The sequence below is a fragment of the Roseibacillus ishigakijimensis genome (assembly GCF_016595415.1).
Lineage (GTDB): Bacteria > Verrucomicrobiota > Verrucomicrobiia > Verrucomicrobiales > Akkermansiaceae > Roseibacillus > Roseibacillus ishigakijimensis.
In genome coordinates, this window is sequence record NZ_JAENIO010000001.1 from 111,799 (window position 1) to 136,539 (window position 24,741).

General features: G+C 56.3%; 27 protein-coding genes and 1 tRNA gene. 21 read left to right on the top strand and 7 right to left on the bottom strand.

Going from position 1 to position 24,741, the window contains the following annotated elements:
• The first annotated feature begins 247 nt into the window (after positions 1 to 247).
• Complete coding sequence (locus JIN78_RS00435; protein WP_200389944.1) at positions 248 to 1,213, top strand: 6-phosphofructokinase; 966 nt, start codon at positions 248 to 250, stop codon at positions 1,211 to 1,213.
• A 99-nt stretch (positions 1,214 to 1,312) separates the two neighbouring features.
• Here the strand turns inward: JIN78_RS00435 and JIN78_RS00440 are convergent, their stop codons facing one another.
• The gene (locus tag JIN78_RS00440; RefSeq protein WP_200389945.1) at positions 1,313 to 1,999 is read right to left on the bottom strand and encodes a hypothetical protein; all 687 of its coding nucleotides are present in this window, start codon (positions 1,997 to 1,999) and stop codon (positions 1,313 to 1,315) included.
• A gap of 269 nt (positions 2,000 to 2,268) precedes the next feature.
• On the opposite strand from JIN78_RS00440, the gene JIN78_RS00445 reads away from it, so the two are divergent.
• Together JIN78_RS00445 and JIN78_RS00450 are read left to right on the top strand one after the other, a co-directional pair.
• Positions 2,269 to 2,418, top strand: coding sequence for a hypothetical protein (locus JIN78_RS00445; RefSeq protein WP_200389946.1), 150 nt, complete (start codon positions 2,269 to 2,271; stop codon positions 2,416 to 2,418).
• 152 nt (positions 2,419 to 2,570) lie between these two features.
• The gene (locus JIN78_RS00450; RefSeq protein WP_200389947.1) at positions 2,571 to 4,082 is read left to right on the top strand and encodes a hypothetical protein; all 1,512 of its coding nucleotides are present in this window, start codon (positions 2,571 to 2,573) and stop codon (positions 4,080 to 4,082) included.
• Here JIN78_RS00450 and tsaE read toward each other — a convergent pair.
• On the bottom strand, positions 4,079 to 4,507 hold the full coding sequence (gene tsaE / locus JIN78_RS00455; protein ID WP_307832964.1) for a tRNA (adenosine(37)-N6)-threonylcarbamoyltransferase complex ATPase subunit type 1 TsaE: 429 nt from the start codon (positions 4,505 to 4,507) through the stop codon (positions 4,079 to 4,081). The genes JIN78_RS00450 and tsaE overlap by 4 nt on opposite strands.
• A 128-nt stretch (positions 4,508 to 4,635) precedes the next feature.
• Between tsaE and rplU the strand changes: the two genes are divergently transcribed.
• The 3 genes from rplU (at position 4,636) to JIN78_RS00470 (ending at position 5,791) form a co-directional block, all read left to right on the top strand.
• Complete coding sequence (gene rplU / locus JIN78_RS00460; RefSeq protein WP_200389949.1) at positions 4,636 to 4,950, top strand: 50S ribosomal protein L21; 315 nt, start codon at positions 4,636 to 4,638, stop codon at positions 4,948 to 4,950.
• Between the two features lie 40 nt (positions 4,951 to 4,990).
• Positions 4,991 to 5,257 (top strand): 50S ribosomal protein L27, encoded by a 267-nt coding sequence (rpmA, locus tag JIN78_RS00465; protein ID WP_200389950.1) that lies wholly within the window; start codon positions 4,991 to 4,993, stop codon positions 5,255 to 5,257.
• Positions 5,258 to 5,326: 69 nt separating this feature from the next.
• Positions 5,327 to 5,791 carry a tRNA (cytidine(34)-2'-O)-methyltransferase gene (locus JIN78_RS00470; RefSeq protein WP_200389951.1) on the top strand — a complete coding sequence of 155 codons (465 nt, stop codon included), beginning with the start codon at positions 5,327 to 5,329 and terminating at the stop codon, positions 5,789 to 5,791.
• A gap of 26 nt (positions 5,792 to 5,817) precedes the next feature.
• On the opposite strand, the gene JIN78_RS00475 is transcribed toward JIN78_RS00470, so the two are convergent.
• Positions 5,818 to 6,489, bottom strand: coding sequence for a metallophosphoesterase family protein (locus JIN78_RS00475; RefSeq protein WP_200389952.1), 672 nt, complete (start codon positions 6,487 to 6,489; stop codon positions 5,818 to 5,820).
• Positions 6,490 to 6,518: 29 nt separating this feature from the next.
• Positions 6,519 to 7,703: a tyrosine--tRNA ligase gene (gene tyrS / locus JIN78_RS00480; RefSeq protein WP_200389953.1), complete on the bottom strand. Its 1,185-nt coding sequence runs from the start codon at positions 7,701 to 7,703 to the stop codon at positions 6,519 to 6,521.
• Positions 7,704 to 7,874: 171 nt separating this feature from the next.
• On the opposite strand from tyrS, the gene JIN78_RS00485 reads away from it, so the two are divergent.
• Together JIN78_RS00485 and rnc are read left to right on the top strand one after the other, a co-directional pair.
• Positions 7,875 to 7,950 (top strand) — tRNA-His (locus JIN78_RS00485).
• Between the two features lie 52 nt (positions 7,951 to 8,002).
• The gene (gene rnc / locus JIN78_RS00490; protein WP_200389954.1) at positions 8,003 to 8,689 is read left to right on the top strand and encodes a ribonuclease III; all 687 of its coding nucleotides are present in this window, start codon (positions 8,003 to 8,005) and stop codon (positions 8,687 to 8,689) included.
• Positions 8,690 to 8,862: 173 nt separating this feature from the next.
• On the opposite strand, the gene JIN78_RS17460 is transcribed toward rnc, so the two are convergent.
• Positions 8,863 to 8,997 (bottom strand): hypothetical protein, encoded by a 135-nt coding sequence (locus tag JIN78_RS17460; protein WP_267906980.1) that lies wholly within the window; start codon positions 8,995 to 8,997, stop codon positions 8,863 to 8,865.
• Positions 8,998 to 9,298: 301 nt separating this feature from the next.
• On the bottom strand, positions 9,299 to 11,173 hold the full coding sequence (mnmG, locus tag JIN78_RS00495) for a tRNA uridine-5-carboxymethylaminomethyl(34) synthesis enzyme MnmG (protein WP_200389955.1): 1,875 nt from the start codon (positions 11,171 to 11,173) through the stop codon (positions 9,299 to 9,301).
• Between the two features lie 222 nt (positions 11,174 to 11,395).
• On the opposite strand from mnmG, the gene JIN78_RS00500 reads away from it, so the two are divergent.
• The 8 genes from JIN78_RS00500 to JIN78_RS00535 all read left to right on the top strand — a co-directional run bounded on the left by JIN78_RS00500 (position 11,396) and on the right by JIN78_RS00535 (position 18,478).
• Positions 11,396 to 11,962 (top strand): DUF6580 family putative transport protein, encoded by a 567-nt coding sequence (locus JIN78_RS00500; protein WP_200389956.1) that lies wholly within the window; start codon positions 11,396 to 11,398, stop codon positions 11,960 to 11,962.
• Positions 11,963 to 12,147: 185 nt separating this feature from the next.
• On the top strand, positions 12,148 to 13,230 hold the full coding sequence (locus tag JIN78_RS00505; protein ID WP_200389957.1) for a thiamine pyrophosphate-dependent enzyme: 1,083 nt from the start codon (positions 12,148 to 12,150) through the stop codon (positions 13,228 to 13,230).
• A gap of 57 nt (positions 13,231 to 13,287) precedes the next feature.
• On the top strand, positions 13,288 to 14,271 hold the full coding sequence (locus tag JIN78_RS00510) for an alpha-ketoacid dehydrogenase subunit beta (RefSeq protein ID WP_200389958.1): 984 nt from the start codon (positions 13,288 to 13,290) through the stop codon (positions 14,269 to 14,271).
• A gap of 92 nt (positions 14,272 to 14,363) precedes the next feature.
• Positions 14,364 to 16,550 carry a PAS domain-containing protein gene (locus JIN78_RS00515; protein ID WP_200389959.1) on the top strand — a complete coding sequence of 729 codons (2,187 nt, stop codon included), beginning with the start codon at positions 14,364 to 14,366 and terminating at the stop codon, positions 16,548 to 16,550.
• 32 nt (positions 16,551 to 16,582) lie between these two features.
• The gene (locus tag JIN78_RS00520; protein ID WP_200389960.1) at positions 16,583 to 17,002 is read left to right on the top strand and encodes a response regulator; all 420 of its coding nucleotides are present in this window, start codon (positions 16,583 to 16,585) and stop codon (positions 17,000 to 17,002) included.
• A 71-nt stretch (positions 17,003 to 17,073) separates the two neighbouring features.
• Positions 17,074 to 17,550 (top strand): DUF1294 domain-containing protein, encoded by a 477-nt coding sequence (locus tag JIN78_RS00525; protein ID WP_200389961.1) that lies wholly within the window; start codon positions 17,074 to 17,076, stop codon positions 17,548 to 17,550.
• A gap of 115 nt (positions 17,551 to 17,665) precedes the next feature.
• Positions 17,666 to 18,136 (top strand): hypothetical protein, encoded by a 471-nt coding sequence (locus tag JIN78_RS00530; protein ID WP_200389962.1) that lies wholly within the window; start codon positions 17,666 to 17,668, stop codon positions 18,134 to 18,136.
• A 15-nt stretch (positions 18,137 to 18,151) separates the two neighbouring features.
• Positions 18,152 to 18,478: a hypothetical protein gene (locus tag JIN78_RS00535; protein WP_200389963.1), complete on the top strand. Its 327-nt coding sequence runs from the start codon at positions 18,152 to 18,154 to the stop codon at positions 18,476 to 18,478.
• On the opposite strand, the gene JIN78_RS00540 is transcribed toward JIN78_RS00535, so the two are convergent.
• On the bottom strand, positions 18,472 to 19,551 hold the full coding sequence (locus tag JIN78_RS00540; RefSeq protein ID WP_200389964.1) for an FAD:protein FMN transferase: 1,080 nt from the start codon (positions 19,549 to 19,551) through the stop codon (positions 18,472 to 18,474). The two genes, JIN78_RS00535 and JIN78_RS00540, sit on opposite strands and share 7 nt — an antisense overlap.
• Between JIN78_RS00540 and JIN78_RS00545 the strand changes: the two genes are divergently transcribed.
• The 5 genes from JIN78_RS00545 to JIN78_RS00565 are packed head-to-tail and all read left to right on the top strand — an operon-like array spanning position 19,550 to position 24,541.
• Positions 19,550 to 20,053, top strand: a complete 504-nt coding sequence (locus JIN78_RS00545) for a peroxiredoxin (RefSeq protein ID WP_200389965.1) — start codon at positions 19,550 to 19,552, stop codon at positions 20,051 to 20,053. The genes JIN78_RS00540 and JIN78_RS00545 overlap by 2 nt on opposite strands.
• A 52-nt stretch (positions 20,054 to 20,105) precedes the next feature.
• A complete protein-coding gene (locus tag JIN78_RS00550; protein WP_200389966.1) occupies positions 20,106 to 20,414 on the top strand; it encodes a Dabb family protein in 309 nt (102 codons plus the stop codon).
• A gap of 50 nt (positions 20,415 to 20,464) precedes the next feature.
• A complete protein-coding gene (locus JIN78_RS00555) occupies positions 20,465 to 20,899 on the top strand; it encodes a universal stress protein (RefSeq protein WP_200389967.1) in 435 nt (144 codons plus the stop codon).
• Positions 20,900 to 20,954: 55 nt separating this feature from the next.
• Complete coding sequence (locus JIN78_RS17650; protein ID WP_200389968.1) at positions 20,955 to 22,325, top strand: DUF58 domain-containing protein; 1,371 nt, start codon at positions 20,955 to 20,957, stop codon at positions 22,323 to 22,325.
• On the top strand, positions 22,322 to 24,541 hold the full coding sequence (locus JIN78_RS00565) for a transglutaminase-like domain-containing protein (RefSeq protein WP_200389969.1): 2,220 nt from the start codon (positions 22,322 to 22,324) through the stop codon (positions 24,539 to 24,541). Before JIN78_RS17650 ends, JIN78_RS00565 begins: the two co-directional genes overlap by 4 nt.
• The last annotated feature ends 200 nt before the right edge of the window (positions 24,542 to 24,741 follow it).

Below are 24,741 nucleotides of genomic sequence, written 5' to 3' on the forward strand. Positions count from 1 at the left end.
GAGAAATGAAGGGGGAAGAGGATCTTTCCGAACAAGTGGCCCGCTTAGCGACGCGCAGCGTAATGATCGCCCGAGTTTGCATCTTTTTGCTCGCCCTAATTCTCCATTTCCAATTGGTCATGGGTTGATTACTGGCCTTCATCTTTCTCGGGCTTCTCGGCGCATGTGCCAAAATCTCCTAGGCCGAGGACGAGAAGTTTTTGAGGTCAAGCTTGCACGTGGTTCGTAGGCTGCTACCAAGTGCGCCATGAGCGAACGGGTGGCCATCATGACCTCGGGCGGTGATTCAGCTGGAATGAATCCCGCAATCAAATGCGCAACAGATTACGCACGTGCCCACGGCATGGAGCCCTACCTCGTCTATGACGGCTTGCGCGGGCTGATCGATGACAAGATCAAAAAGGCGGAAGCCGAAGATGTCTCGGGGATCCTCCACCGCGGCGGCACCATTCTGCGCTCCTCCCGCTCCAAGCGCTTCTTCGATTACAAGATGCGCGAGGTTGCCTACAACAACCTGAAGGAAAAGGGCATCGGCAAAATGGTGGTCATCGGGGGTGATGGCTCTTTCAACGCTCTCCACCAGTTCCACAGCGATTTCGACATTCCCTTTGCCGGCATCCCCGCCACCATCGACAACGACATCCCGGGCACGGACTACTGCCTCGGCGTCGATACCGCTCTCAACGTCATTCTCAATTCCATCGACTCCATTCGCGACACCGCCACCTCGTTTTCGCGTGCCTTCGTCATCGAGGTGATGGGCCGCCACTGTGGCTATTTGGCCATGGTGAGCGCGCTGGCTTGTGGCGCCGAGATTTGTCTCGTGCCCGAGATTGAATACGACCTCGACTGCATCCACGAGCGCCTGCGGATGGAGAAAGAAGGAGGACGAACCTACCTGATCGCAATCGTCGCCGAAGGCGTCAAGATGGGGGATTATCTGACCCGCTGGATCAACGATTCTTTGAAAATGGACACCCGGCTCACCGTTCTGGGCCACACCCAACGCGGCGGCTCGCCAACTGTGCGCGACCGGGTCATGGCCTACCAATTCGCCACCGGAGCCATCGATTCCCTGCAACGGGGCGAGACCAGCCGCATCATGACCTATCAGGACGGAGTCTACAGCACCACCAGCGTGCAGGAAGTCACCGAAGGCAAATCCATCATCAGTGATAAAATCCTGAACCTCTGCAAACCTCTTTGCAGTTAATCCCCACACCAGGTGCCCGCCAAGCAAACAGAGCGGTCTTCTCTGTGCAAAAATAGCACGGCCCGAAGAGGCAGTCGCCTCCCTTTGGGTTGACCCCGGTCAGAGCGTGCTTTCCTTCCCCAGAGCCTGCCGGATGCGGCGGGCCACTCCAATGCGGACCTGGTGCTGCTGGCGGAAGTCGGCCAGCGAGCGCGTGAATTCCTCATCACTATAGTCGTCATCCTCCTCCACCGCGATGGCGAGGGGAATCTCCGCCACCAACTGCTCACCAAGAGCAAGAACCTCAAAGAGAGGCTCGCCTTCCGCCCTTTGCTCGAGGCCATTCAAGGCCAAATCAGCCAGCTGGTCGAAACCCAAGAGGTAGGAGAGCTGCTCCTCATCGGGGATGAGTGATTTTCTAGCGAGAAGGCTGGAGATCTGATGGCGAATCACCAGCAACTGCTCCATCGCTTTCCGGTGAGCAAGAGCACCATTGGCGGCCAGGACTTCCACCCGACCCCGAAAATACAGGGCCCGCTTCTTTTGCCAATCCCGCCACACCCGCACTCGCCGGGTCGCCCTCGAACAAGCTAGAATGACGATCTGGTAGGCGAGGGCGGCAGAAAAGACACCCCCGATCGCCAGCTTTACCGGCCAGATCAACTCCCAGGTAGTGACGAGAGGAAGAATCACCAGCGTAGTGAGGGTGAAAAATCCACTCCACCGAGTGAGCCAAGAGCGGGTCAAGGCCCGATATTCACTAGCGAGAATTTGACTCTCGCTGGGAGGGGAGGGGAGTTCCGTCATCTACTTGAAATCGATTGATACCCCTCATAACCGAAAGTAGACCCAGCGAAAAGAAGAGAAACGGTGCCGGGCTCTGATATCGGAAACGTGCCCTCCCGCCTCCCCTTTTTCGTTAATTTTTCTTAACAATCAATCGGTATTTCGCTAAGGTCCGTTCTCTAGCGTGGTGTTTTTCGTTGCAAGCACTTGACCAGAAGTTGCCTTTCCTCTAAGGGGCTTGCCCTGACGACGCCACCAACCCCCACTGAGTGAACCCCAAGACCCCGAAAATGACCGTCCGAATCTTCCTGACCGCCTCCGCCACCCTCTTACTCGGTTGGATGGCTGCAAGTTACTTGAGCGTCGCCCCTCTCGACGGCTATCTCTCCCACTCTCCCGGTGGCGAGCAGCAAGCCTTGGCTCTCTCTGACTCGGAGTGACAAGAACTCGCCGCGAATCGACTATGATTTGCGTGGAAAGATGACGCGGTGCCGTCCGCAGACAGGATTTTCCCTCGGATTTTTGGGAGATTTCTTGCTATTTGCGCACTGGACGGTTTGCTCTTACCCTCTTTCGAAGGGTTTCATCTTTCATGTCTGTTCTACTCAAATGCGCGGCCTGCGGGCACCAGGTTCCTTTTCAAGACGGCGAACTCACCACCGAAGCAATCTGCCCGGGTTGCGAGGTGTTGCTCCGACGGCGATCGTTGGATGACCTCATGGCCATCCCAGTGAGCATGGCTCTTCCGGATCGCTTCGAGCCCGCTGACCTGAATCGCGTTCCCAAGCACACCCGGGAGCTGATTCATCGCTACCGCAAAGAACCGGGCCGAGCCGGAAAAACTGGGGATCCCCTCAGCGATAGCAATCTCGTCCTTGCTCAAGCCATCGAGAGATTGGCCTTTGCCATTGAGGGAAAGGGCCTTCCCGGAACGCCGACGCAAGCTGGAGAGGAATCCTTCCAACCCCAGCGGACTTCCTTCAATGCAACCGCACCCCAGACTGGCGAGGCCGCACAAGGTCACACCCAGGAACGAGGGGCAAATGGCAAAACTGCCGCCGTCAGCGAAAGCGGAAAAGCCCTCCCGGTTGGCGCTCCCGTCCTCGTGCGGCGGGAAGCCGCGGCCGAGGCTCACCGTTTCCAGCGCCGCACTCAGGCCGATACCGACGTCAAGGGCCCGCAGAAGTCATCACTCAACCGATGGGTGGAAGACCACCCGCTGACCATGATGCTCCTCGGCCTCGCGGCCCTCATCGCGCTTGTGGTCATGACCACCATCCTGATGAATCAAATGGATGACCGCGAACAAGCTCGGGAAGCCTTCACCCCGACCATGTCCCAGGAAGCCCAGGGAGCAGATCCGGACTTTGCCCACGCCGAGCGCGAGGCCCGGGGCTTCCTCAATGCCATCGCTCTCAATCCCGCCAAACCCTACATCTATCAGGCGGACGCCATCCTTCCCAAGCTCGAAAGATTCTACCAGCCCCTCCCGGACCCGGCCAACTACACGCTACAGCTGAAAAGCCGCCAGCAGCTGGAGAATCGCGCGGTCTATATCTACCACGTCACCTCCTCCAACCGCACCCAACCTCTGGTCGTTTTACAAGAGGACAGCCGCTTCAAGGTCTTTTGGGAATTCGGAGCCGGGGTAGGGGACCTCTCTTGGGAGGCCTTTCTCACCGACGAACCCTCCGAAGCGGTGCTGATGCGCGCCTTCCTGCGACCAGAGCCCACCGCCAACGCGGCCTATCCCGCGAACACTTGGAGCTCCTGGTTGGCGGAGAACTGGGATGGCTCGCAATCCGCCCGCGTCTTCGCTCGCCGGGACAGCCCGGAACACCGGCGCTTGCAGGCTGCTTACGAGAGCCATCCCGTGAAACGACGCAGCTCTTCCTGGGTCATGGCTCAGGTCCGGCTCAAGCACTCCGGGATGGGTATCAACGCTGCCGAAGGTTCCTACGACAGCGCCGAAGTAGTGGAAGTGCCGCTGGGCAGCTGGTTGCCTGAAGAATACGTCGTGGGCGACACCATTTATTCCGCCAAAGACAAGCTCAAACCGAGCAAGGAGAACAACCAGGGCCTGCCCGACCGGGAAACATTCTAAGGCTGCATGCGGGTCCGCACCTCCCGCCCCCCGTCCTTCTCCCGAATTTCCAGCCAGATCGTTTCGGGGGGGAAAAGGTCCGGAAAGAGGTCCGCCCATTCCGCCACCACCACTCCACCAGCCTCAAGGTAGTCATCCCAACCGAGATTCAAGACCTCGGCCTCATGCTGCAAACGATACAAATCGAAGTGAAAAACCGGAAGGGAACCCCCGGAGTATTCCTGCAGGAGCGAAAAAGTCGGGCTCGTCACCACCTCCGGGCTACCCAAACCGGAAAGCACTCCTTTCGTCCAATGGGTCTTTCCCATCCCAAGCCCGCCCACCAAGGCGACAACACTGCCGGGCGCTAATTTTTGGGCGAATAGTTCAGCTTCCCTAACTAATTTTTCGGCAGTAGGGCAAAAAATTTGAAATTCCATCTTCATTTCTGTCAAAAAAAACTTGCTGTTCGAACCAGGGTATGGTGAATTCCCCGCCCGTCGCGAGACTAGACCGTTCGAACCGTGTGTCGAACCTTGCTCCGGGCAATTTCAACTTTTTCAGAGAGAACACTATGGCATACGCAGTGATCAAGACCGGAGGCAAGCAGTACCGCGTAGCGGCTGGCGACCAAATCGACGTTGATAAACTCGACCTAGAGGTCGATAGCGAAACCAGCTTCGATCAGGTCCTGATGGTCAACGATGGCAATTCCATTCGCATCGGTAGCCCCGTGGTAGAAGGAGCAACTGTCTCCGCCAAAGTCGTCAATCAATTCCGTGGTCCCAAAGGCGTGGCGTTCAAGTTCAAGCGCCGCAAGGGCTTCCACAAAACCAAAGGATTCCGCCGCCACTTCACCAAATTGGAGATCACCGGCATCAACGGCTGAATCCCCTCAACCTACAACCCTTCTAGAAAGACTTCAGGCTATGGCTCACAAAAAAGGACAAGGATCTGTTAAAAACGGACGCGACTCACGCAGCAAGCGTCTCGGCGTTAAGAAGTTCGGTGGTGAAGCAGTGATCGCTGGCAACATCATCGTGCGCCAGCGGGGCACCAAGTGGCACCCCGGCAAGAACATCGGCATGGGCAAAGACCATACTCTCTTTGCCTTGGTCGACGGCAACGTCTACTTCGACCGCGAAGGTCGCCGAGTGAACGTGGCTTCCGACCAGGAAGCTGTTGTTGCCAACTGAAGCCTGTTTCTCCTCTCACTTTCAAGAGCGGTGCTCCCTTCTGTGGGTCGCCGCTTTTTCTTTGCCATCATGTTTGAGATTGTCCTCGTCGAACCAGAAATACCCCATAATGCCGGGGCAGCAGGACGTCTGGCGGTCGCCACGGGCTCCCGCCTGCACCTCATCAAGCCGCTCGGCTTTTCTCTGGACGAGAAAGCGGTCCGGCGGGCCGGCCTCGACTACTGGAAGCATGTCGACCTCGTCGTCTGGGAAAGCTGGGCCGACTACCAGGCCGCCCATCCGGAGACGCGGCAATGGTTTCTCAGCACCAAAGGAACGGGCCACCTTTGGAAGACTCCTTTCGCCCAGGGGGACCACCTCATCTTCGGCGCCGAGACGCGGGGACTCAGCCCCGAAATCCGCGCCAGCGCCTCTCCTGGGCAGTTACTGCGCATCCCCATGGCCGCTGGTCCCATTCGCTCCCTCAACTTGTCCACCAGCATCGGCATCGTCCTCTACGAAGCCTGTCGGCAAGTCGGGGAAGGCCTCAACTGAGCCAGCCTCACTCTCATCCCGGGACGCTACAGATCCCCCTCCCGCACCTGGCCGTCGACGTTGGTCTGGAAGTAATGGCCCGTCTCCACATGCAAGCCCGTCAGCCAACCTCCCCGGCCAGGATCGGTATCGATACAAACGGCATGGCCAAGGTTGAGGGGGAGATGTGATTTCTGCGCCGTGTGGCCGCAAATCATGATCTTACCCGAAAAATGAGGCTTGGGCGGCCCATAGAGAGGGTGATTGAACTTTTGATGAAGAAGAATATAGGGCAATTGCTCGGAAACCGGAACTTCGGCCTCCAAATAGGCATGCACGAAAATATGGCTCTCGGTCTCCACGAAGGGCTTGTTGCGCAGGAGAAACTGCCAGTGCGAATCCGGCACATCCTCCATCCCCCGGGGACCGTATGAATCCAGGGTTTCCTGCCCACCCCAAACCGCGACCCAATGGGCGTGGTCAGTCTTGTCGATGCGGGAAAGCACAAACTTTTCCTCGTGATTGCCGCAAAGACAGTCAATGCGATGGCTGCGGCTCTTCTCAATGAGAAAGTCGATGACGCCCTTGGAATCGGGTCCCCGGTCGACATAATCACCAAGAAAAATCACGTGGTCTTCGGGCTTTGGAGCCAGAACGTCCCAAAGCTGTTGCAAAGGGGCCAGACAACCGTGAATGTCACTGATAGCAAGGGTTCTCATACGAATCAAAGAGGATTGGATTTGGAGCTTTACCCTAGCTTCACCGAGTGCTTTTTGGAAAGACGAAGGATGTCACCGACCTGCAGGACAGGCACGGCATTGGGATCGGTCATTTTTTCCCCGTTGATTTGCACCGCTCCCGGTAGGATGGATTGCTTCTTGAGCTCACCGTTTGACTTCTTGAGCTGGAAAGCGGCCTCATAAGCAAAGGAAGCAATCTGGAGCACCGAGCCTCCTGCCGGAAAATCCGCCAGGGGAACTTCCTTGGCCCCGGCGGCATCATCGCGTTTGGAGAAACGGGCCTCCCATGTCGCCCGGGCCTCGTCCGCCGCAGCAGAATCGTGGTAACGGGTGGTCAACTTGTGAGCCAACTGCTTCTTGGCCTCCATGGGATGGAGAGCGTCGTCCCGCTGTTCGCCGAGAAGCAATTGATAGTAGCGGTCCATCAGGGTGTCGGAAGTCGACATCAGCTTCCCGAACATCTCCGCAGCGGGCTCGGAGACCCCCACATAGTTCTGGTAGCTCTTCGACATTTTTTTCACCCCGTCCAATCCCTCCAGCAGCGGCATCGTCATCACAATCTGCGGCAGCTGACCCTCTTCCTTCTGTAGATCACGACCGACCAGGATATTGAAGAGCTGGTCGGAACCGCCGATCTCAACATCGGCCCGCACTTCTACCGAATCCCAGCCCTGCACGATGGGATATTGGATTTCGTGCAAGCGGACTTCCTGCCCGTTGTCGATGCGGCTGCGGAAGTCTTCCCGCTGCAACATCTGCTGCATGGTCACCCGGGAATTGAGCCGGAGAACGTCCTCGAAAGTCATTTTGCGGAACCAATCGCCATTGTAGACGATCTCGGTCTTGTCCCTATCCAACACCTTGAAAGCCTGGCTGGTGTAAGTCTCCGCATTGGCGAGAACCTCTTCCCGCGAGAGGGGAGGGCGGGTCACCGAACGCCCGGAAGGATCACCAATGGTCGCAGTGAAATCCCCAATAATGAGAACGGCCTGATGGCCAGCGGCCTGGAATTGACGCAATTTCTCTAAAACCACGGTGTGACCCAAGTGCAGATCGGGAGAAGTCGGGTCAACTCCCAGTTTGACCCGCAAGGGACGACCCTCTTTGGCGCAAAGCTTCAATCGCTCGCCTAGTTCTTTTTCAGAAAGGACCTGGGCCGTCCCCGCCAGAAGAGTACTCAATTCGTCGCTCATGTTGGACCGCTTTGTAAACATGACCCGCCCTCCGAGACACGTCTTCTTTTCAGGAAATCTCCCTCCTCTTCCCGCCCCGGTGCCATTCCCCTCACTTTCTCACTAAAAAATTGCTTTTTCCGCTTGAATCCCTTGGCTGGTGGAGTATGAAGCTCGCCCGCTATTAAGTTGGTGGCCGTAGCTCAGTTGGTAGAGCCCCTGATTGTGGTTCAGGTTGTCGCGGGTTCGAGTCCCGTCGGTCGCCCCATTTTCCAGGCGGGACCGTGGTTGTCCATGCTTGGGCTCCCTGCTTGCCTGTGATGTCCATCGAGTCCAATCTTTCCTATCACTTCCGCGACCGGCTCCTACTGACCACCGCCTTGACCCATCCCAGTCTGACGGCCGAATCAAAAGAGGAAATCACTGACAATCAGAGACTTGAGTTTCTGGGTGATGCTGTTTTGCAGCTTACCGTGACCGAAGAACTCTATCGCAGATTTCCTGAGGAAGGGGAAGGGACACTCACCAAATGGAGAGCGCGGCTCGTCTCCAAACCGGCCTTGGCGGAATTCGGGAACAAACTCGAGCTTGGCCAAGCCCTTCGCATGGGAAAGGGGGAGGCTGCCAGCGGGGGGCGGGAACGGCCCTCATCCCTCGCGGATTGCGTGGAAGCACTCTTGGGCGCGGTTTATCTCGACGGCGGTTTCGAAGCGGCCCGCCAAGTGGTCCTCGGTCTCATTGAGGGTGCTTTCGAAACAGTGACCCAAAGTTCTGCCAGCGGAAATCCCAAAGGCGATCTTCAGGAGATCCTACAAGCCATTGCTCCCGCTAATCCCGTCTACGAGATTCTTTCCGTCACCGGTCCCGATCACGACCGCCATTTCAAAGCCGTGGTCACGTGGAACGATCTCACACTGGGGCATGGAGCGGGCTCAAGCAAGAAACTGGCGGAAGCTGCAGCAGCGGCCGACGCCCTGAAGACGCAAAAGTGGACAACCCAGCCCTGAGAGATCCCTGCCCTTTTCTCCCCGCCATCGAACGAGTGTGGAGAGCGCGAGACTTGGCGCGCTATCGAAAGGCCGAGGATAAGCGGGACGATTTCTATCTGAGTGCCCTGTCTTTCGCCCAATCCCTCTATCTGGAAGGAAAGCCCGCCCAAGCTCTCCTCCAAATCAACAAATCATTCTTCGCCCATCACCCCAGCGAGGAGATGCTGACAATGTGGCCTCCCGCCTACCGAGCCGTTTGCTGGATCATCAGCCGCGAACAGGCGCGAGGGGAGAATGAGCTTTTCCTCGGGAACCCCGTTCGCCATTACCAGCACCTCGCCAGTCGCATCAGTGGTCCTCAGGCAAGGGCGCGCCGCTGGCGAGCCTGGGCCTGTTTCCATTTGGCAAAAAAAGTCGCACCCGGTTTCCCGAGAGACGAAAGGCAAATCGCCCAGGAAAGGCTCACGATCCCCAGTTTCCCTCACACTCTCGGGCGATTGGAAACACTGGGCTGGAGAGGGGAAGGCAATGTTCTACATGGAACATGGAAGGACTTGGTCACACCCGGCAAGTGAGACAAGCGGTCCCCACCTCAAGCCAAGCCGCGTCCAGGCTTTTTTCTCGCCCTTAGGAATCGCGTCCAGCCAAGTCCCGTTTCTTAAGCCATACCGACAGGACGGCGACGTCGGCTGGGGTGATGCCAGCAATGCGACCGGCCTGTCCCAAAGTGGAGGGGCGGATCTCGGAGAACCGCTGCCGGGCTTCCATCTTGAGACCTCCCACCGCGTGGTAATCCAAATCTGCCGGCAGAGCCAAATTCTCCAACTTGGCCATGCGCTCAATCTGTTGGGCTTGCCGTTGGATATGACCGGCGTATTTGAAATCGCTTTCCAAGACCGCCCAATGTTCCATGTGGAACTTGCTCCGGATCTCTTCGGGAAGATTTTGCCACAGATTCTCGGGGCGCCGGAACCAAGCCTCAAGTTTGGTGCCTTCGTAAGTGGTTTCCCGAATGAATTTGCTTCCTTCATCAAGAAGACTCTTTTTTGTGCTGAAACGCTGCCAACGCTCTTTGCTGATGAGTCCGGCCTCGTGGGCGAGGGGCGTCAAACGCTGATCCGCCGTGTCCTGCCGCAGCAGGAGACGGTGCTCGGCCCGGCTGGTGAAGAGCCGATAGGGCTCGGTGCAACCCTTGGTGACGAGGTCATCAATCATCACCCCAATGTAGGCTTGGTCACGCTGAAGAATAAGAGGATCCCTGCCGAGCACCTTTAGGGCAGCATTGGAACCAGCCAACAAGCCCTGCGCGGCTGCCTCTTCGTAACCCGAGGTCCCGTTGATCTGACCGGCGAAGTAAAGACCAGCCACCCGTTTGGTCTCCAGAGTGGGGTAGAGCTGGGTCGGTGGGCAGTAATCATATTCGACCGCATACCCAGGCCGAATGATCTCCGCCTTTTCCAACCCCGGAATGGAGCGGATAAAATCGAGCTGAACGGAATAGGGGAGGGAGGTCGAGACCCCGTTCACGTAAAACTCCCTCGTGTGACGGCCCTCGGGTTCCAAGAAGACCTGGTGGCGCTCCTTGTCGGCGAATTTGACGACCTTGTCCTCAATGGAAGGACAGTAGCGCGGCCCCACCCCCTCGATGGAGCCCCCATACATCGCGGAGAGATGAAGATTATCCCGGATATGATCATGGGTTTGCCCATTGGTCCAGGTGATCCAGCAGGGGAGCTGTTCCACATGGAACAAGCCATCCGCAAAGTGATTGAGCGAAAAAAGATCGTCCCGACCCTTGACCAACTCTTCGGGGTGGTAGGAAAACAAGCTGGGCCTTTCGTCACCATCCTGTCGCTCGCAGCGAGAAAAGTCCAGCGAGCGCCCGTTCAGACGGCAAGGAGTGCCGGTCTTGAATCGCGCGACTTCAAAGCCCAGTTCTTTGAGAGAATCGCTCACCGTTGAAACGGCATCCCCTGTGCGACCCCCGCGTTCGGTCTGCTTGCCCACGTGCATCAATCCCCGCATGAAAGTGCCCGCCGACAATACGATGGACTGGGTGACCAAGTGCAGCCCCATGTTGGTTTCGAGGCCCACCACGGCGTCGTCTTCCACCAACAGGCGAGTGACGTTTCCCTGATGCAGATCCAAGTTTGGAGTGCTCTCCACGATGTTTTTCAGGCGAAATTGATAGGCCTTCTTATCACATTGGGCCCGCGGAGCCCGCACACTGGGCCCTTTGCCACTATTGAGCAGCCGCCATTGGATGGCAGTGGCGTCGGTATTTTGCGCCATGATGCCCCCAAGGGCGTCAATTTCCCGCACGACATGGCCCTTTGCCAAGCCCCCGATAGCAGGGTTGCAACTCATTTGCCCGATGGTGTCGAGATTTTGGGTGAGCAAAGCAACCTGGCAGCCCATGCGGGCCGCTGCCAATGCCGCTTCTACTCCCGCATGACCAGCGCCGATGACGACGACCTGATAGGATTTGGGAAAGGTGAACACCGCGCCATCATAGCGACCGGGGCGGGGGAGGGGAAAGCCAATATCGCGGCCTGCCTTTTCCCGTGATCACGAACACCGGGGATCATGTTTCACATGGAACATTCCCTCTCCAAATCCCTGCTGCTGCGGTAGGCTTGGCGCGGAACAGCGGCTTCTCTCACGAAGCAGTCCTTGTTCCGATTTCGGTTTGGCATGGCGCGGGACTATGCTAAACACCGCTCCATGACTCCCACAGTTCGCAGCGCTCTCTTCGTCGCGTTTCTCTTGGTTCTCCTATTCGGACGCCAAGTGGCAACGCACTACGAAATTCAGCATTTCCAGCCCTACCTCGCTCTCTGCTTCGCCTTGGCCGCCCTCAAGCCAGCGCGCTGGCTCGCCCTTCCATTTCTCGGTTACTTGCTCTCCACCCTCTTCACGCAGGGCAACCTCGGGATCTGGGCCCTTCCCACCCTGCTCAGCTTCGCCCTGATAGCCCTCCTCGGCCGTCAGTTCCGCCAGATCCGCCGCACCTCCCTCTTGCTCGCCGGATCCCTGGCAGGCGCAGCCGTTTTCTATCTCGTCACCAATTTTGCCAGCTGGCTCGCTTCCCCGGGTTACGCGAAAAGCTGGACCGGACTGGCCCAGGCCCTTTGGACCGGTCACCCGGGATATCCTCCCACGTGGAGCTTTTTCCGCAACGATGCCCTGTCCACCCTCCTTTTCACCGCCCTCATCCTTGTGGCCAATCGCCTCGCTTTCCCAAAAAGCCTCGCGGCCGAAGGCGAACTCACCCCGGTAGCCGCCCGCTGAATGCCGCCCAAAAGGCCACCGGAGCCACTCGGGATTTTCATCAGGGGAGGGGAGAGCCACCAGTAGGGGCACCAGAGTGACCCCGATTTGACTTCCCTTTTCTCCCGACGCCCAAAAAACCCTGCCTTTGGGGGTCAAACGCGGCTTGCCTGATGGGCATGGAGCGGGTATTCCCTCCCTGTAACATGATCGCATCACCCCAAACGAACGAAGGACTCGACTTCTCCGATTCGCCCATCAACAAATCACTGAGCAGCGAAGAAAAGATCGAACTCTACCGCACCATGATGCGGATTCGGCGCTTCGAGACCATCTCGCTGAAATATTACAACTCAGGAAAAATGGGGGGATTCCTCCACCTCTACACCGGGCAAGAGAGCATCGCCACCTCCTGCGCCTCCTTGATGGGGGATCACGATCACATGATCACTGCCTACCGCTGCCATGGTCATGCCCTCGCAGTGGGCATGAACATGAAGGAATGCATGGCCGAGCTTTACGGGAAGAAAACTGGCTGCTCCAAAGGCAAGGGAGGCTCCATGCACTTTTTTGCTCCTGACAAGAATTACTGGGGCGGGCATGGCATCGTGGGTGGCCAGATTCCCCTCGGAATCGGTCTTGCCTACGGCATCAAATACAACGAGCAAGTGGGCTGTTCCCTCTCCTTCATGGGCGACGGGGCAGTGAACCAGGGAGCCGTGCACGAATCCCTCAACCTCGCCGCGCTCTTCGAGCTTCCTGCCGTCATCATCATCGAGAACAACGGGTATTCCATGGGCACCTCCCAAAAGCGCTCCTCGGCCTACCGCGATTGCCTGGCGCAACGGGCCGAATCCTATGACATGGCCTGGGACCTCATCAACGGCGAGGACATCTATGAACTCCGCGCCAAACTTCACATCGCCATGGAACGGGCCCGCAAGGAATCCCTGCCTACCGTTCTTGAGATTCAGACCTACCGCTGGTATGGCCACAGCGTAGCCGACGCCAACGCCAAGAAATACCGCACCCCGGAAGAGATTCAAAAATACAAGGATGAACACGATCCGCTCATTCTTTGGGAAAAGAAGCTCATCGCGGAAGGTCTCCTCACCGAAGAAGAAGCCAAGCAAATCGGCAAGGACGCACTCCAAGAAGCTACCGAAGCGGCCGAATTCGCCGAGAGTTCACCCGCCCCCACCGCCGAAGACATTCAACAGCATGTCTACTGGGAGAGCGACAATGACACCGAGGCCTCCAAGATTGGCCGTCACTTCTTCAATGATTAACCTGGCCTGTTCCACGTAGAACACCGAACGAAACCAACTTTTACCCTTACTGAACAAATGCGCGAAATCGAATACCGCGATGCTCTCAATGAAGCCTTCGACGAGGAACTGGAACGCGATCCCAGTGTCGTCCTGATGGGCGAAGAAGTGGCTCAATACAACGGAGCCTACAAAGTCACCCGTGGCCTCTGGGAAAAATGGGGCGACAAACGAGTGGTCGATACCCCCATTTCCGAGGCCGGCTTTATCGGCATGGGCATCGGAGCCTCCATGCTCGGCGTCCGCCCGGTGATGGAACTGATGTTCTGGTCCTTCCACTCCGTTGCCTTCGACCAATTGGTCAACAACGCCGCCTGTGTCCGCTACATGTCGGGCGGCCTTATCAATTGCCCCATCGTGATGCGAGGCCCGGCCAATGGCGGCACCAATGTGGGCGCGACCCACTCCCATTGCCCGGAAGGCCTCTTTGCGGCTTTCCCCGGCCTCAAAGTCGTGGTGCCAGCTACCCCAGCCGATGCCAAGGGCTTGATGAAATCGGCCATCCGCGACAACGATCCGGTCTACGTGATGGAGAACACCCTGCTCTACGGAAACAAGGGCCATGTGCCTGATCCTTCCGAAGGGGACTTCACCATCCCTCTCGGCAAGGCAGACATCAAACGCGAAGGAAGCGATATCTCCCTCATCGCCCATGGCCGCAGCGTCCTCCACGCCCTCGAAGCCGCCGAGACCCTGCAAAAGGAGCACAACATCTCGGCCGAGGTCCTCGACCTCCGCAGCATCCGGCCCCTCGACCAAGATGCCATCATCAAGACCGTGCAGAAAACCAATCGTGCGGTCCTGGTCGACGAGTCCAAGCCCTTCAATGGCGTCTCCTCCCAGATCGCCACTCTCATCCAGGAACACGCTTTCGACTACCTTGATGCCCCGGTGAAGCGCGTTTGCACCGTGGACGCACCCGCCATCTACTCCCCGCATATCGAGAACGAGCAACTCCCCAATCCTCGCCGCGTGGTCGAGAAAGTCCTCGAAATTGCTTGAGGCCGGCTTCCTAATCTCTAGTTATTCCAAAAAGCCTAACTGTGCCCGTTCTTTTCTTGCGGGGACTGTTAGGCTTTGTTATTTAACTAGGGATGAAATTGGGACGTCGCCTTTGGTCCGCACTTTTGGGAAGCCTGCTTTTCCTGAGCTTTGTGGCCCTGGCCGTCGCCCCCATTCCCAGCGTGAAGGCCCGCTGGTTCATCTGCGCTCTCGGCCTCTTCCTCCTCCTTCTCCTTTTTCTCGACTGGAATCAGCCCCGTCGGCATGAACACGACCTCCTCAAGCGCCTTCGCGTTGCGGAACGGGAACGGGACGAAGTCGAACGCTATTTCTCGGCCTTGATGGACTCCGTGCCCTCGAACATCTACTTCAAGGACCTGGAGTCCCGCTTTGTCCGCGTCAATCAATCCATGGCCCATTGGGTCAAAGTCGGCCACCCCCGCGACCTCGTGGGCAAGAGCGACCACGACCTCTTCAAACCCGAACACGCGGAACAAGCGCGGGCCGATGAGCTGGAAATTATCCGAACGGGGAAAAGCATCGAAGGATACGTGGAGAAAGAAATCTTTCCGGATGGCAAAGAAGGCTGGGTCCTCAGCACCAAGTTGCCTTTCCGCGACCACGGAGGAAAAATCGTGGGAACCATGGGGATCTCCAGCGATGTGTCCGAAATGGTCTTCACCTCCAAAGCGCTCGAAAGGGAAAGAAACACCCTGCGCTCCCTCATCGACAGCATCCCGGACAATATCTACATCCGTGATCGCGACGGAAAATACGTCGTGGTCAACAAAGCCCTGGCAAACTTTGTCGGTATCGATGATCCAGAAGCGGTCTGCGGGAAAACACCGGGAGAACTCTTCGGCCCGGAAAAAGGAGAGGCCTTCATCGCGGAAGACAAGCAAGTGATGGAAACAGGCGAGCCCGTTCTCAACCGCCGCAGCCAACTACGCAACAACAAAGGGGAACTCCGCGACCTCCTCATCTCAAAAGTGGCTGTCCGCGACGAAGAGGGGAAGGTCTTCGGCATCGTCGGCATGAACCGGGACATCACTGCCGAGATCAGCGCGCGGAGGAAACAAAAACAGGCCGAACGGCAGATGCGCGAAATTCTCGAACACAGCCCCGCGCCCATTTACGTCAAATCGCTCAGTGGCCGTTACCTCATGGTCAACGAGCGTTTCGAGCGGCTCTTCAACCTCAAGGAAGAGGATATTCTCGGGAAAGAAGACAAGGAAGTCTTCAAAAACATCGAATCAGCGGAAACCGTTCGCGAACTGGACAGGCTGGTTATTGAGTCCGGGAAAGCTCATCAAACCGATGAAGAACTCATCACGCCGGAAGGACCCAGAACCTACGTGTCCTCCAAGTTCCCCATGCGCGACGCCCAGGGACGCATCTATGCCGTAGGGGGCATCTCAATCGACATCACAGAGCGCAAGGAGGCAGAGGAAGCCATCCGAAAAATCAACGATGAGCTGCGCCAAGCCAATGAGAACCTAACCAAGGCCCATGAACAACTCATGATGGCTGAAAAAATGGAATCCGTCGGGCGCCTTGCAGCCGGCGTGGCCCACGAGGTCAAAAATCCCCTCGCTATGATCGGAATGGGACTGGAGCTCCTCGCGCGGCGTATTCCGGAAGAAGACACCAAAGCAGCCGATACCGTGGAAAGAATGCGGCGGGGGATTGAGCGGGCCAAAACCATCGTCAAGGGATTGGTCGATTTCTCCTCCGATCGTTCCCTTGACATCAAACCAATCTCTGCCAAGCACATCATCGAGAGCTCCCTTGATCTGGTCGACTACGAGCTCCAAAAGGCCCAAATCAAGATCATCTGGGAGCAGGACGAACCGCTACCCGAAATCCTCGTCGACCAGGTAAGGGCCGAGCAAGTTCTCCTCAACCTCATCATGAACTCCATCCACGCCATGGAGGGACCCGGAAGCATCACCATCGAAACAGATATCGTAACCTTGGAGGGCGTGATTTTTGATGCCGGTTCCCGCCAGCGCGAGCGTCCTAAAGATGGCGATCTGCGGCTCCGCATTCTTCTCCGCGACACCGGACCGGGAATTCCCGAGGAAGTCCTCGACAAAATCTTCGACCCCTTTTTCACCACCAAAGAAACAGGGAAGGGGACCGGACTTGGCTTGGCGGTCTCTAACAAAATTATTGAACTGCACGGTGGGAAGCTGGCCATGCGAAACCGCAGCGATGGTGCGCAAGGAGCGGAGGCCGAAGTTCAATTCAAAATCGCCACCGGCAAAGAATTCTCCTGAAAGAATCACTATTAACCTGAACCTGAAGACCAATGATACTAAACCCACGGAAGTCAGCCAAAAAGAACCTGACCAAAATCCTGCTCATCGATGACGAGAACGACTTCACCGAACTGCTGGCCGCCAACTTGGAAGAAGCCGGCGACTTCGAAGTCAAGCAAGTCAATGATCCCCGCCAAGCTCTTCCTACTGCCCGGGAGTTCAAGCCCGACATTTGTCTGGTGGACCTTGTGATGCCCAAAATGGATGGTGGAGACGTCGTCAACGCCCTGCAAAAAGATCCCAACCTCAAAGAAACCCCAGTTGTCATGCTCACTGCTTTGGTGGAAGAAAGCGCCGACAATCCAGGGGAGGCACAGGTGAGGGGAGGCCTCCCTTTCATCTCGAAGACTTCCGACCTCAGCGTGATTCTGAAAACGATTGCTGACCGCGTCCAAAAGTCGGCTTCTTGAGAAAAGCCGCCCAGAGCCTCCCTTTCCTCTTGTCAAAGAAGCCGCCCTGCCGATTGCTAACGGCAACCGCCGTGAAACCAAAAAAGTCTCCTTCCTCCCAACCAAGTGCGCCCCTTGACCATAAGGAAACGAACGGGCAAAAATCCCTCCGGCCCCTCAACGGCTGGGGGGCATTTCTCGTCTTCGCCCTCCTCCTCTTTTTGCCCGCTTGGCTCATTGTCGATATTTGCCAACGCATCGACTGGCGCTACCCGCTGGCCTACCTCGTTCTCATCTCGATCTTAACCGTCACCTTTTACCTCATCGACAAACGCAAAGCCCGCGACAACGCGTGGCGCATCCCGGAAGCCAATTTGCACCTCTTCGAGTTCCTGGGAGGCTGGCCAGCAGCCCTTGTCACTCAACGATTTCTCCGTCACAAGACGCGTAAAAAACGCTACCAAATCGTCTTTTGGGTCATCATCATTAGCCACCAAATCATTGCCTTTGAATTACTTACCGGTGGCCGGATAACACGCAGCCTCTCTGAGGCGCTCAAAGCCGCCTAGAGGCCAGCAGCCACCCGCGACCCACCTGATTAAAAAAAGAAGCCGTTCCGGGCTTTCTTCCGTCATAATTTGTTTGCATCGCTTCATCATTTCTTCGTAGCCTCAAGTCCACACCATGAAACATTTCGCACTCATCGTTACTTCGGTCTTCGCTGCATTGGTTTTCACCTCCTGCTGCGGGTCACCATTCAGCCTCTGCGGTAAAAACGTGGAACTCAAGAATTGCTCGGACTGTGGACACAAGCAGACTTTCCCCCATCAGGGTTGTGAAAATCAGCGCTACGTCGAAAAGCAGATCACTGAATATGTCGAAGAACAAGTCGTCATCGAAGGCAAGGGTGGCAAAGGCGGCATGACCACCGAAACCATCACCGTTCGTCGTCCCGTCGTGAAGACCGTGCGCGAAGAAGTGCATTGCGGTGATTGCGGTTCCAAGTTCTGCGCCACTCCCGATTGCTGCGGAATCGTTCCCGTTTCCGTTCTCAGCCGTGCCACTGCACAAGGTGCCACCGGCGAACCCCACATCGGAACCATTCCGACCATGAAGGTTCTCGTCGAAGGCGCGCGTGAAAACAGCTCGCTCTAAGAATCTCTTCCCCTGGTGAAAACTTTCAAAGAAGCCGGACCACTAAGGTCCGGCTTTTTTGCGTCCCTTCTTCTGGCCACGACTATCCTCAACCAACTATCCTGCCAGAACCAGCAAGGTCCCCTGAACCACCCCCAGCCCAACCAAAGGGACAGGCCTGCGAGCCATTCCTTTCTCGGCCTCACCGAGCAAGAAGCCAACAGCCGGGCCCAGCAATTGGGATTGCAAGCCCGGGTGACCCGCCGCGATGGCCAAAGCTTCATCATCACCAAAGAATTGCGGCCCGATCGAATCAACTTCGAAATCGACCGCAACCAGGTCACCAAGGCCGACTATTACTGAGGCTCTTCCCCAGCCAATAGTGGCGTCACCGCCGGGAAGGAATCCGAAACCTGCTTCATACCCCCGGATAGGATGCGGGAATGAATCTTTGTCGCCCCAGGCAAATCGCGAAAGAAAAGAGGATCCACACAAGCAGCAGTCGCCAAGGGGTCGGCCATGAGTCCATTTTCGGCCACTACGGTAGCCATTAAGGAGTCGGTCAGACCAAGCCCAGTCTTGGAATCGATGATGTGGGAATAGCGACGGGAATCAATCACAACAAACTGCTCCAGATCCCCAGAGGTCGATACCGCACACTCGGATACCGAGATCGTCCCCGCGATTTCACCTTTCTCTCCTCGCAAGCCAACCACCCAGCCCGCAGCATTGGGCGGAGCAAGACCGCAACGAACGTCGCCCCCAATCACCACCAAAGATTGAGGCAAGCCGCTACTCTGCAAGGAAGCCAGCATTTGATCCGCCGCATAGCCTTTGGCCAGTCCGCCCAAATCAAGCCGCAGCCCTTCGGCCAAGCGCCGCACCCGACTTTGATCAAAATCGACCTCGATCTTCTGCCAACCACTGGCCTCCAGCGCGGCCTGCAGAACCTCATTGGCCGGCAAAACCCCCGACTTTTTCGTCTCCCGCCAAAGATGAGTGGCCGTTCCCAAGGTCGGATCGAAAGCTCCCTCCGTTTGCTCGGCCAATTCCACCGCATAGCCAACCATCATCACGAAATCAGAAGACGCCTCGAACCACTCCTCCACCGGACTGCGATTGAAACGACTCAACTCGCTATCTGGCAGGTAGTCTGAAGCAATTTGGTTAATCATTTCCCCCCGCAAGAAAGCCTTCTTCATCGCAGCTTGCGCGATTTCCTCGTCTTCCGCATAGACCGTGATTTGAACTGTCGTTCCCATCAGGGCCTGCTGCTCGTGAAAGCGGAGCTTCTCGACCACTGTCGCCGCCGACTTTTCCCAAGGCTTCACCTCGTTCCGCGACAACCACCACACCAGCCCTCCCAAGAAAAAAACCAGAGAGAGAAAAGTGAGAAATTTTGCTTTCTTGCGACGAGGGCGTATAGATGAGGACATGAAGAGATTGATTGCTTTCTGGACGAGTTTAATCGCAATGACCGGATTGGTCCAAGCCGGAGAATTGGCAGTCGGAGCCAAGGTTCCCACTGTTAAAGTCAAAAATCAAAACAACGAAACCGTCGATATTGCCCAACAAGCGGCAACGGGTTGGACTCTCATCTATTTTTATCCCAAGGCAGACACCCCTGGCTGCACCAAACAGGCCTGTTCCCTCCGCGATTCCTACGCCCAACTGACTGAGCAGAGGATCAAAGTCTTCGGCGTCTCCACCGATTCCGTGGCGGACCAGAAGAAATTTGCCGAGAAATACGAGCTCCCTTTCGATCTCTTGGCCGACAAATCCAAAAAGCTCGTCACCGCCTTTGGAGTGCCCGCTGGAATGGGTTTTGCCAAACGCCAAGCCTACCTCTTTCATGAGGGCAAGCTTGTCTGGCGCGACTTGAAAGCCTCCACCGAGCAGCAGGCCGCCGATGTCCTTGCCCAAGTGCGAGAAGACTGACAAAGCGAGAAAAGACATTGCCAAGCCCCCGCCGTCTCCCTTGACTTCAGCCATGGAACACCATGTTTACTTTTGGCTGAAAGAGGAAAAGCAGGATGCCGAAAACCGGGCCGCGTTCGAAAAGGGCTTGGACAATCTTTTCAAAATCGCGGGAGTAGCAGGAGGCACTTGGGCTGTTCCTGCCGACACCGCCGTCCGTCCGGTCACTGAGAAATCCTGGCACTACGCCCTCTCAATGAAGTTCGACACCATGGAGGCGCACGATGCTTACCAGGTCGACCCCGACCATGACGTTTTCATCGACCAGTTCAAAAGCTGGTGGGACAAAGTCCAGGTGATGGACTTGGCAGGCCAACGATAGTTCCACCACCCACTTGCAGGAACTGGCAGCCGATCTATCTTTTCAGCAATATGAAAAGAATACTTGCTGCCATTGATTTTTCGGACGTCAGTTCCGAAGTGCTGGCCCAGACGGCCGCTCTTGCCCAGGCCACCGGAGCTCAGGTGACTCTCGTTCATGGTATCGAACAGCTTGCGGCTTTTTACGATATCTACGGCTACACCATCCCGGATGTCACCTCTTTCGAAACCCACGCCCGGCAACGGGCCCAGAAGGCTTTGGAGGAACGAGCCCAAGAACTCCAACTCAGTCCCGATCGCTATCAAACCCGGGTCTTGACCGGCCCTCTCGTCGATAGCCTCATCGACTGTGCCCGCGAAATTGATGCCGACCTCATCGTGCTGGGTAGCCATGGCCATGGCATCGTGGCGCGCATGTTATTAGGGTCGACCGCCCAGCGCATCGTCAACGAAGCGGTCCTGCCTAGCCTCATCGTCCCGGCCTGATTGAAAAACCATTTCCCGGATGGTGCCCCTCCCCGAAACACGCTACCTTGCGAGTGTGAAAGAAGCACGCTTGCGATTTCTCCATCGGAACTACAGCCGGACCGGACGTTGGGGCTGGCGGATGAGCAGACGCATCCGGCCCTTTGGTTGGGGAATCCTTCTCCTCACCATACTTGCTGCCGTCCTTGGAGCGAACATCGAAAACTCCGCCGTCTATATGATGTTCACCCTCGGAGTCTCCTCCATGGGTTTGGCTCTTCTCTGGTTGGCCTTTCGCCAAGGAAAAATTTCCGGTCACCGCCACTTGCCGGAGTTCGCCAGCGTGGGGGAAGAGCTCCACTACACGGTCACAATTAAGAACGAGCACCGCCGGAAACTCGTAGTCATGCTTTTCGAAGAATGGCCCCCTGATCCCAGCCCCGATTACAAAACCTTTGCCACGACCCCGGAACCGGGGGAGGAGAAGAGAAATCTCGTCGATCGATTTCTTCTCTACTACCGCTGGACTTGGCTTCAGGAAAGAGAAAGAGGGTTTTCCCTCATTGAGGCCCGGCAATCCCCGCGTCAACTTGCTTCCGGAGAGGTAGGACATCTCCATTTCACCCTAATACCCCAACACCGGGGCCTTCTGAAAATCGAAGACTTGAGACTCCTCTTACCCGACCCCATGGGTCTCTTCCAACGCTCTCTGCCCACCCGCATTCCTCCGGAGCACATCGTAGTGCTGCCCAAGCGCTATCCCATCACCAACTTGCATCTCCTGGGAGCCGCGCATCACCATCTGGGGGGTGATTCAGCTTCCAACCGTTCCGGTGACAATGGGGATTTCCTTCATCTCCGGGACTATCAAAACGGCGATGCCATGCGATCAGTCGATTGGAAATCCTGGGCTCGCACCGGACAACCGGTCGTTCGCGAATACGAAGATAACTATTACCCGCACTATGGCATCATCCTTGATACCAATGCCCCACTCCACCAGGCGTTCGAAGAGGCCGTCTCGATCGCCTCATCTTTTGTGGTCTCAATGAACACTCAAGAATGCCTCTTGGACCTCCTCTTTCTCGGTGATCAGAGCTATCGCTTGACCGCAGGGCAAGGAGTGGCAAGGAGAGCCAAGCTGCTTGAAGCCCTGGCAACGGTCACAAGCAACCAGCAGGACAATTTCAAAGATTTGGAAGCCCTCATCAAGAAGGAAAGCTCCCATCTCACCGCCCTCATCGCCATCTTTCCCGACTGGTCACCCAGCCGCCAGCTTTTGGTCCAGTCACTCCAGGCGCGTGGAATGGTCATTCATTCTCTCATTGTCGGGGATGATCAGGTGAGCGCGACCTTCGAACAATTTCCCGTGCCTCAAGCTCATCTTCTTTCCCTTTCTCAGATTCCAGCCGATTTGGCACGGGCCACGCAAAAATTTGCCCCATGACAACGACCTCTCCCTCTTCCTATCCTGCGCCCCCCAAATTTCTTCTGGGTCTCGCGGTCATTATCTGGGGTCTGCTCACGGACCATCTCTTGACGGGTTTGGTTACCGCCCTTCTGGTGGAAGGCCGCCACTGGTTGAACTGGAGATGGCAATTCAAACTCCGGGGCTACTCGCGAGCTTGGATTCTCTCACTCATCGTCCTTGCCGGTGTGGTGGCCTATCATTCCCTCAACTTATCCGGGCCGACCGCCGCTTTGGCCTTCATCGAATGGCTGCCCTTAATCTTTCTGCCCCTTATCCTTGCCCAACAATACGGTGAGGAAGAAGCAGTGCCGACAACCGTTTTTTCCCTCGTCGCCCGCCGTCGCTTGCAACGAGAACGTCGTCTCGGAAAGATCATTCCCGAGTCCTACATCCAGCTCGGTTATCCCTATTTCGCCTTTATCCTCCTGGCCACCGGCTTCACCGCCAGCGGGCAAAGGGATCAACTCACCTTTTTCCTCATTCTCATCGCTCTCGTCGCATTTGCCTACTACTTTGGTCAACAACGAGATCAACGACGACTCTGGCCAACAGTGGTGGCCATGATTCTCGTTGCCACAAGCTCCTATTTTATGAGTCAGGGTCTGGTGCAGCTCTATTACTGGCTCAAACATGGTCACTTCCTCTCCAGCCAAGGCAAGGATCTGCCGATTCAACAACGAACAGCCATTGGTCAATTGGGCGAACTCAAGCAAACCCGCCGCATCCAATGGCGCCTCAACGTGCCTAAACAAACCCGGCCTCCCAAGTTGCTCATGACCGCAGGCTACAACGCCTATCGAGCGGGAAAATGGCAGGCCTGGGATCCTGATTTTCCTGATCAGGACCGAACTTACGTGGATCTCCTGACTCTAGCTGGAGAAGAGAATGAAGGAGAATTTGCCTTCGATACCCAGGGTTTCGAACTCAACAACGACGACAGCCCATCACCACCTCCCATCCGAATTCGAGGGGCCATTGCGACCAACGAGAAAACCCTACCTGCTCCCTCTTCACCGGGTCTCTTTGCCCAAGCCCACGAAATTGATAGTATTGAACAAAATCGACTCGGCACACTACTTGCCATCAATGCCGGCAGTGTTGTCGACTACCATGTTTGGGAAAGCCGCCATCCAGAATGGCGAGAGGCTCCTCCCATGGAGCAAATTCGCCCCAACGAAGAACCTGAGATCATTGCGCTATCCCTCCCGAATAAAAACGAATTCTATAACGAACGCCAAGCCATTGAAGAAGTCGCGGAAGGGCTGAAACTGGCAAGCCTCCCAGAGGAGAAACGAATTCAGACTCTCAAGGATTACTTTCAAGAAAACTTTCGCTATTCCACCCATTTGCGCATCTCCGGAGCAGATGGTCGAAGTGCCTTGGCGGATTTTCTCACTGAAACCCGGGAGGGACATTGCGAATATTTTGCCACTGCCACCACTTTGCTTCTGCGTGCCTCGGGAATCCCCGCTCACTATGTAGTCGGCTACGCAGTGCATGAAAATTCCAAAGAACCAAACGAATACGTCCTGCGAGGAACCCACGCCCATGCCTGGTGCCGCGCTTATCTGGGAGGAAAAAGTGAAGTCATCGTTGATGAACGCCAGGTCGAAAAAAATGGAGAATTGACCACTCTCTCCTTCACCCGAGTGGTTTGGAGTGGAGGACAGTGGACCGACATTGATTTGACCCCGCCCAATTGGTTCCAAATCGACTCACCTCCTCCCAACTGGAAAGAACGTCTCGCTGACCAACTTCAACGGGGTCGAGAGGATTTTCAGGTTTGGCGATCCAATGAAGCCAACCGGGGCTGGGTGAATCTTCTCTTGGCCGTAGTTGCTTCCGCAGTGCTCATTTTTATTGGCTGGCGTCTCATGACCACGCGACTGAAAAAAGATTCTCCCTCACCCCATTCAAGAGCCGAAAATTTCGGTTCCAGAACTCTTCTGAATGAGAAAATTCCTACCTTGGAACACCACCTCGGCAAGCGTCGGCCCGGAATGAGTTTGGATCGCTGGCTTGCCGAAAATCTCCCTGATTTCCCGGAGTCGAATCTCGCAACGATTTTGAGCTATCAAGCAGAACAACGCTTTGCCGATCGCAAGTTGACTCACAGCGAATATGTGGAATTCGAGCGCTTGATCGAGAGTCTCGTGGAAAGTTGTTCCCAGAGGAAGGAAAGGTCTTTTTAAATTTGGAAAGAAAACCCTTCTTCCTCTCCTTGTGAATAAGCTCTCAAAAAGTCTGTTCCTCGTTGATTTCATCAGTGTTCCCCAAGGCCAACAAGTTCTGAAACAACTGGGAGAATCCCAGCCATAAGCCCGTAAAGTTATTCACAGAAGAGTTGCTTCCAAATTGCTCCCAACTTATTCACACCCTTTTTCGCAGCTTT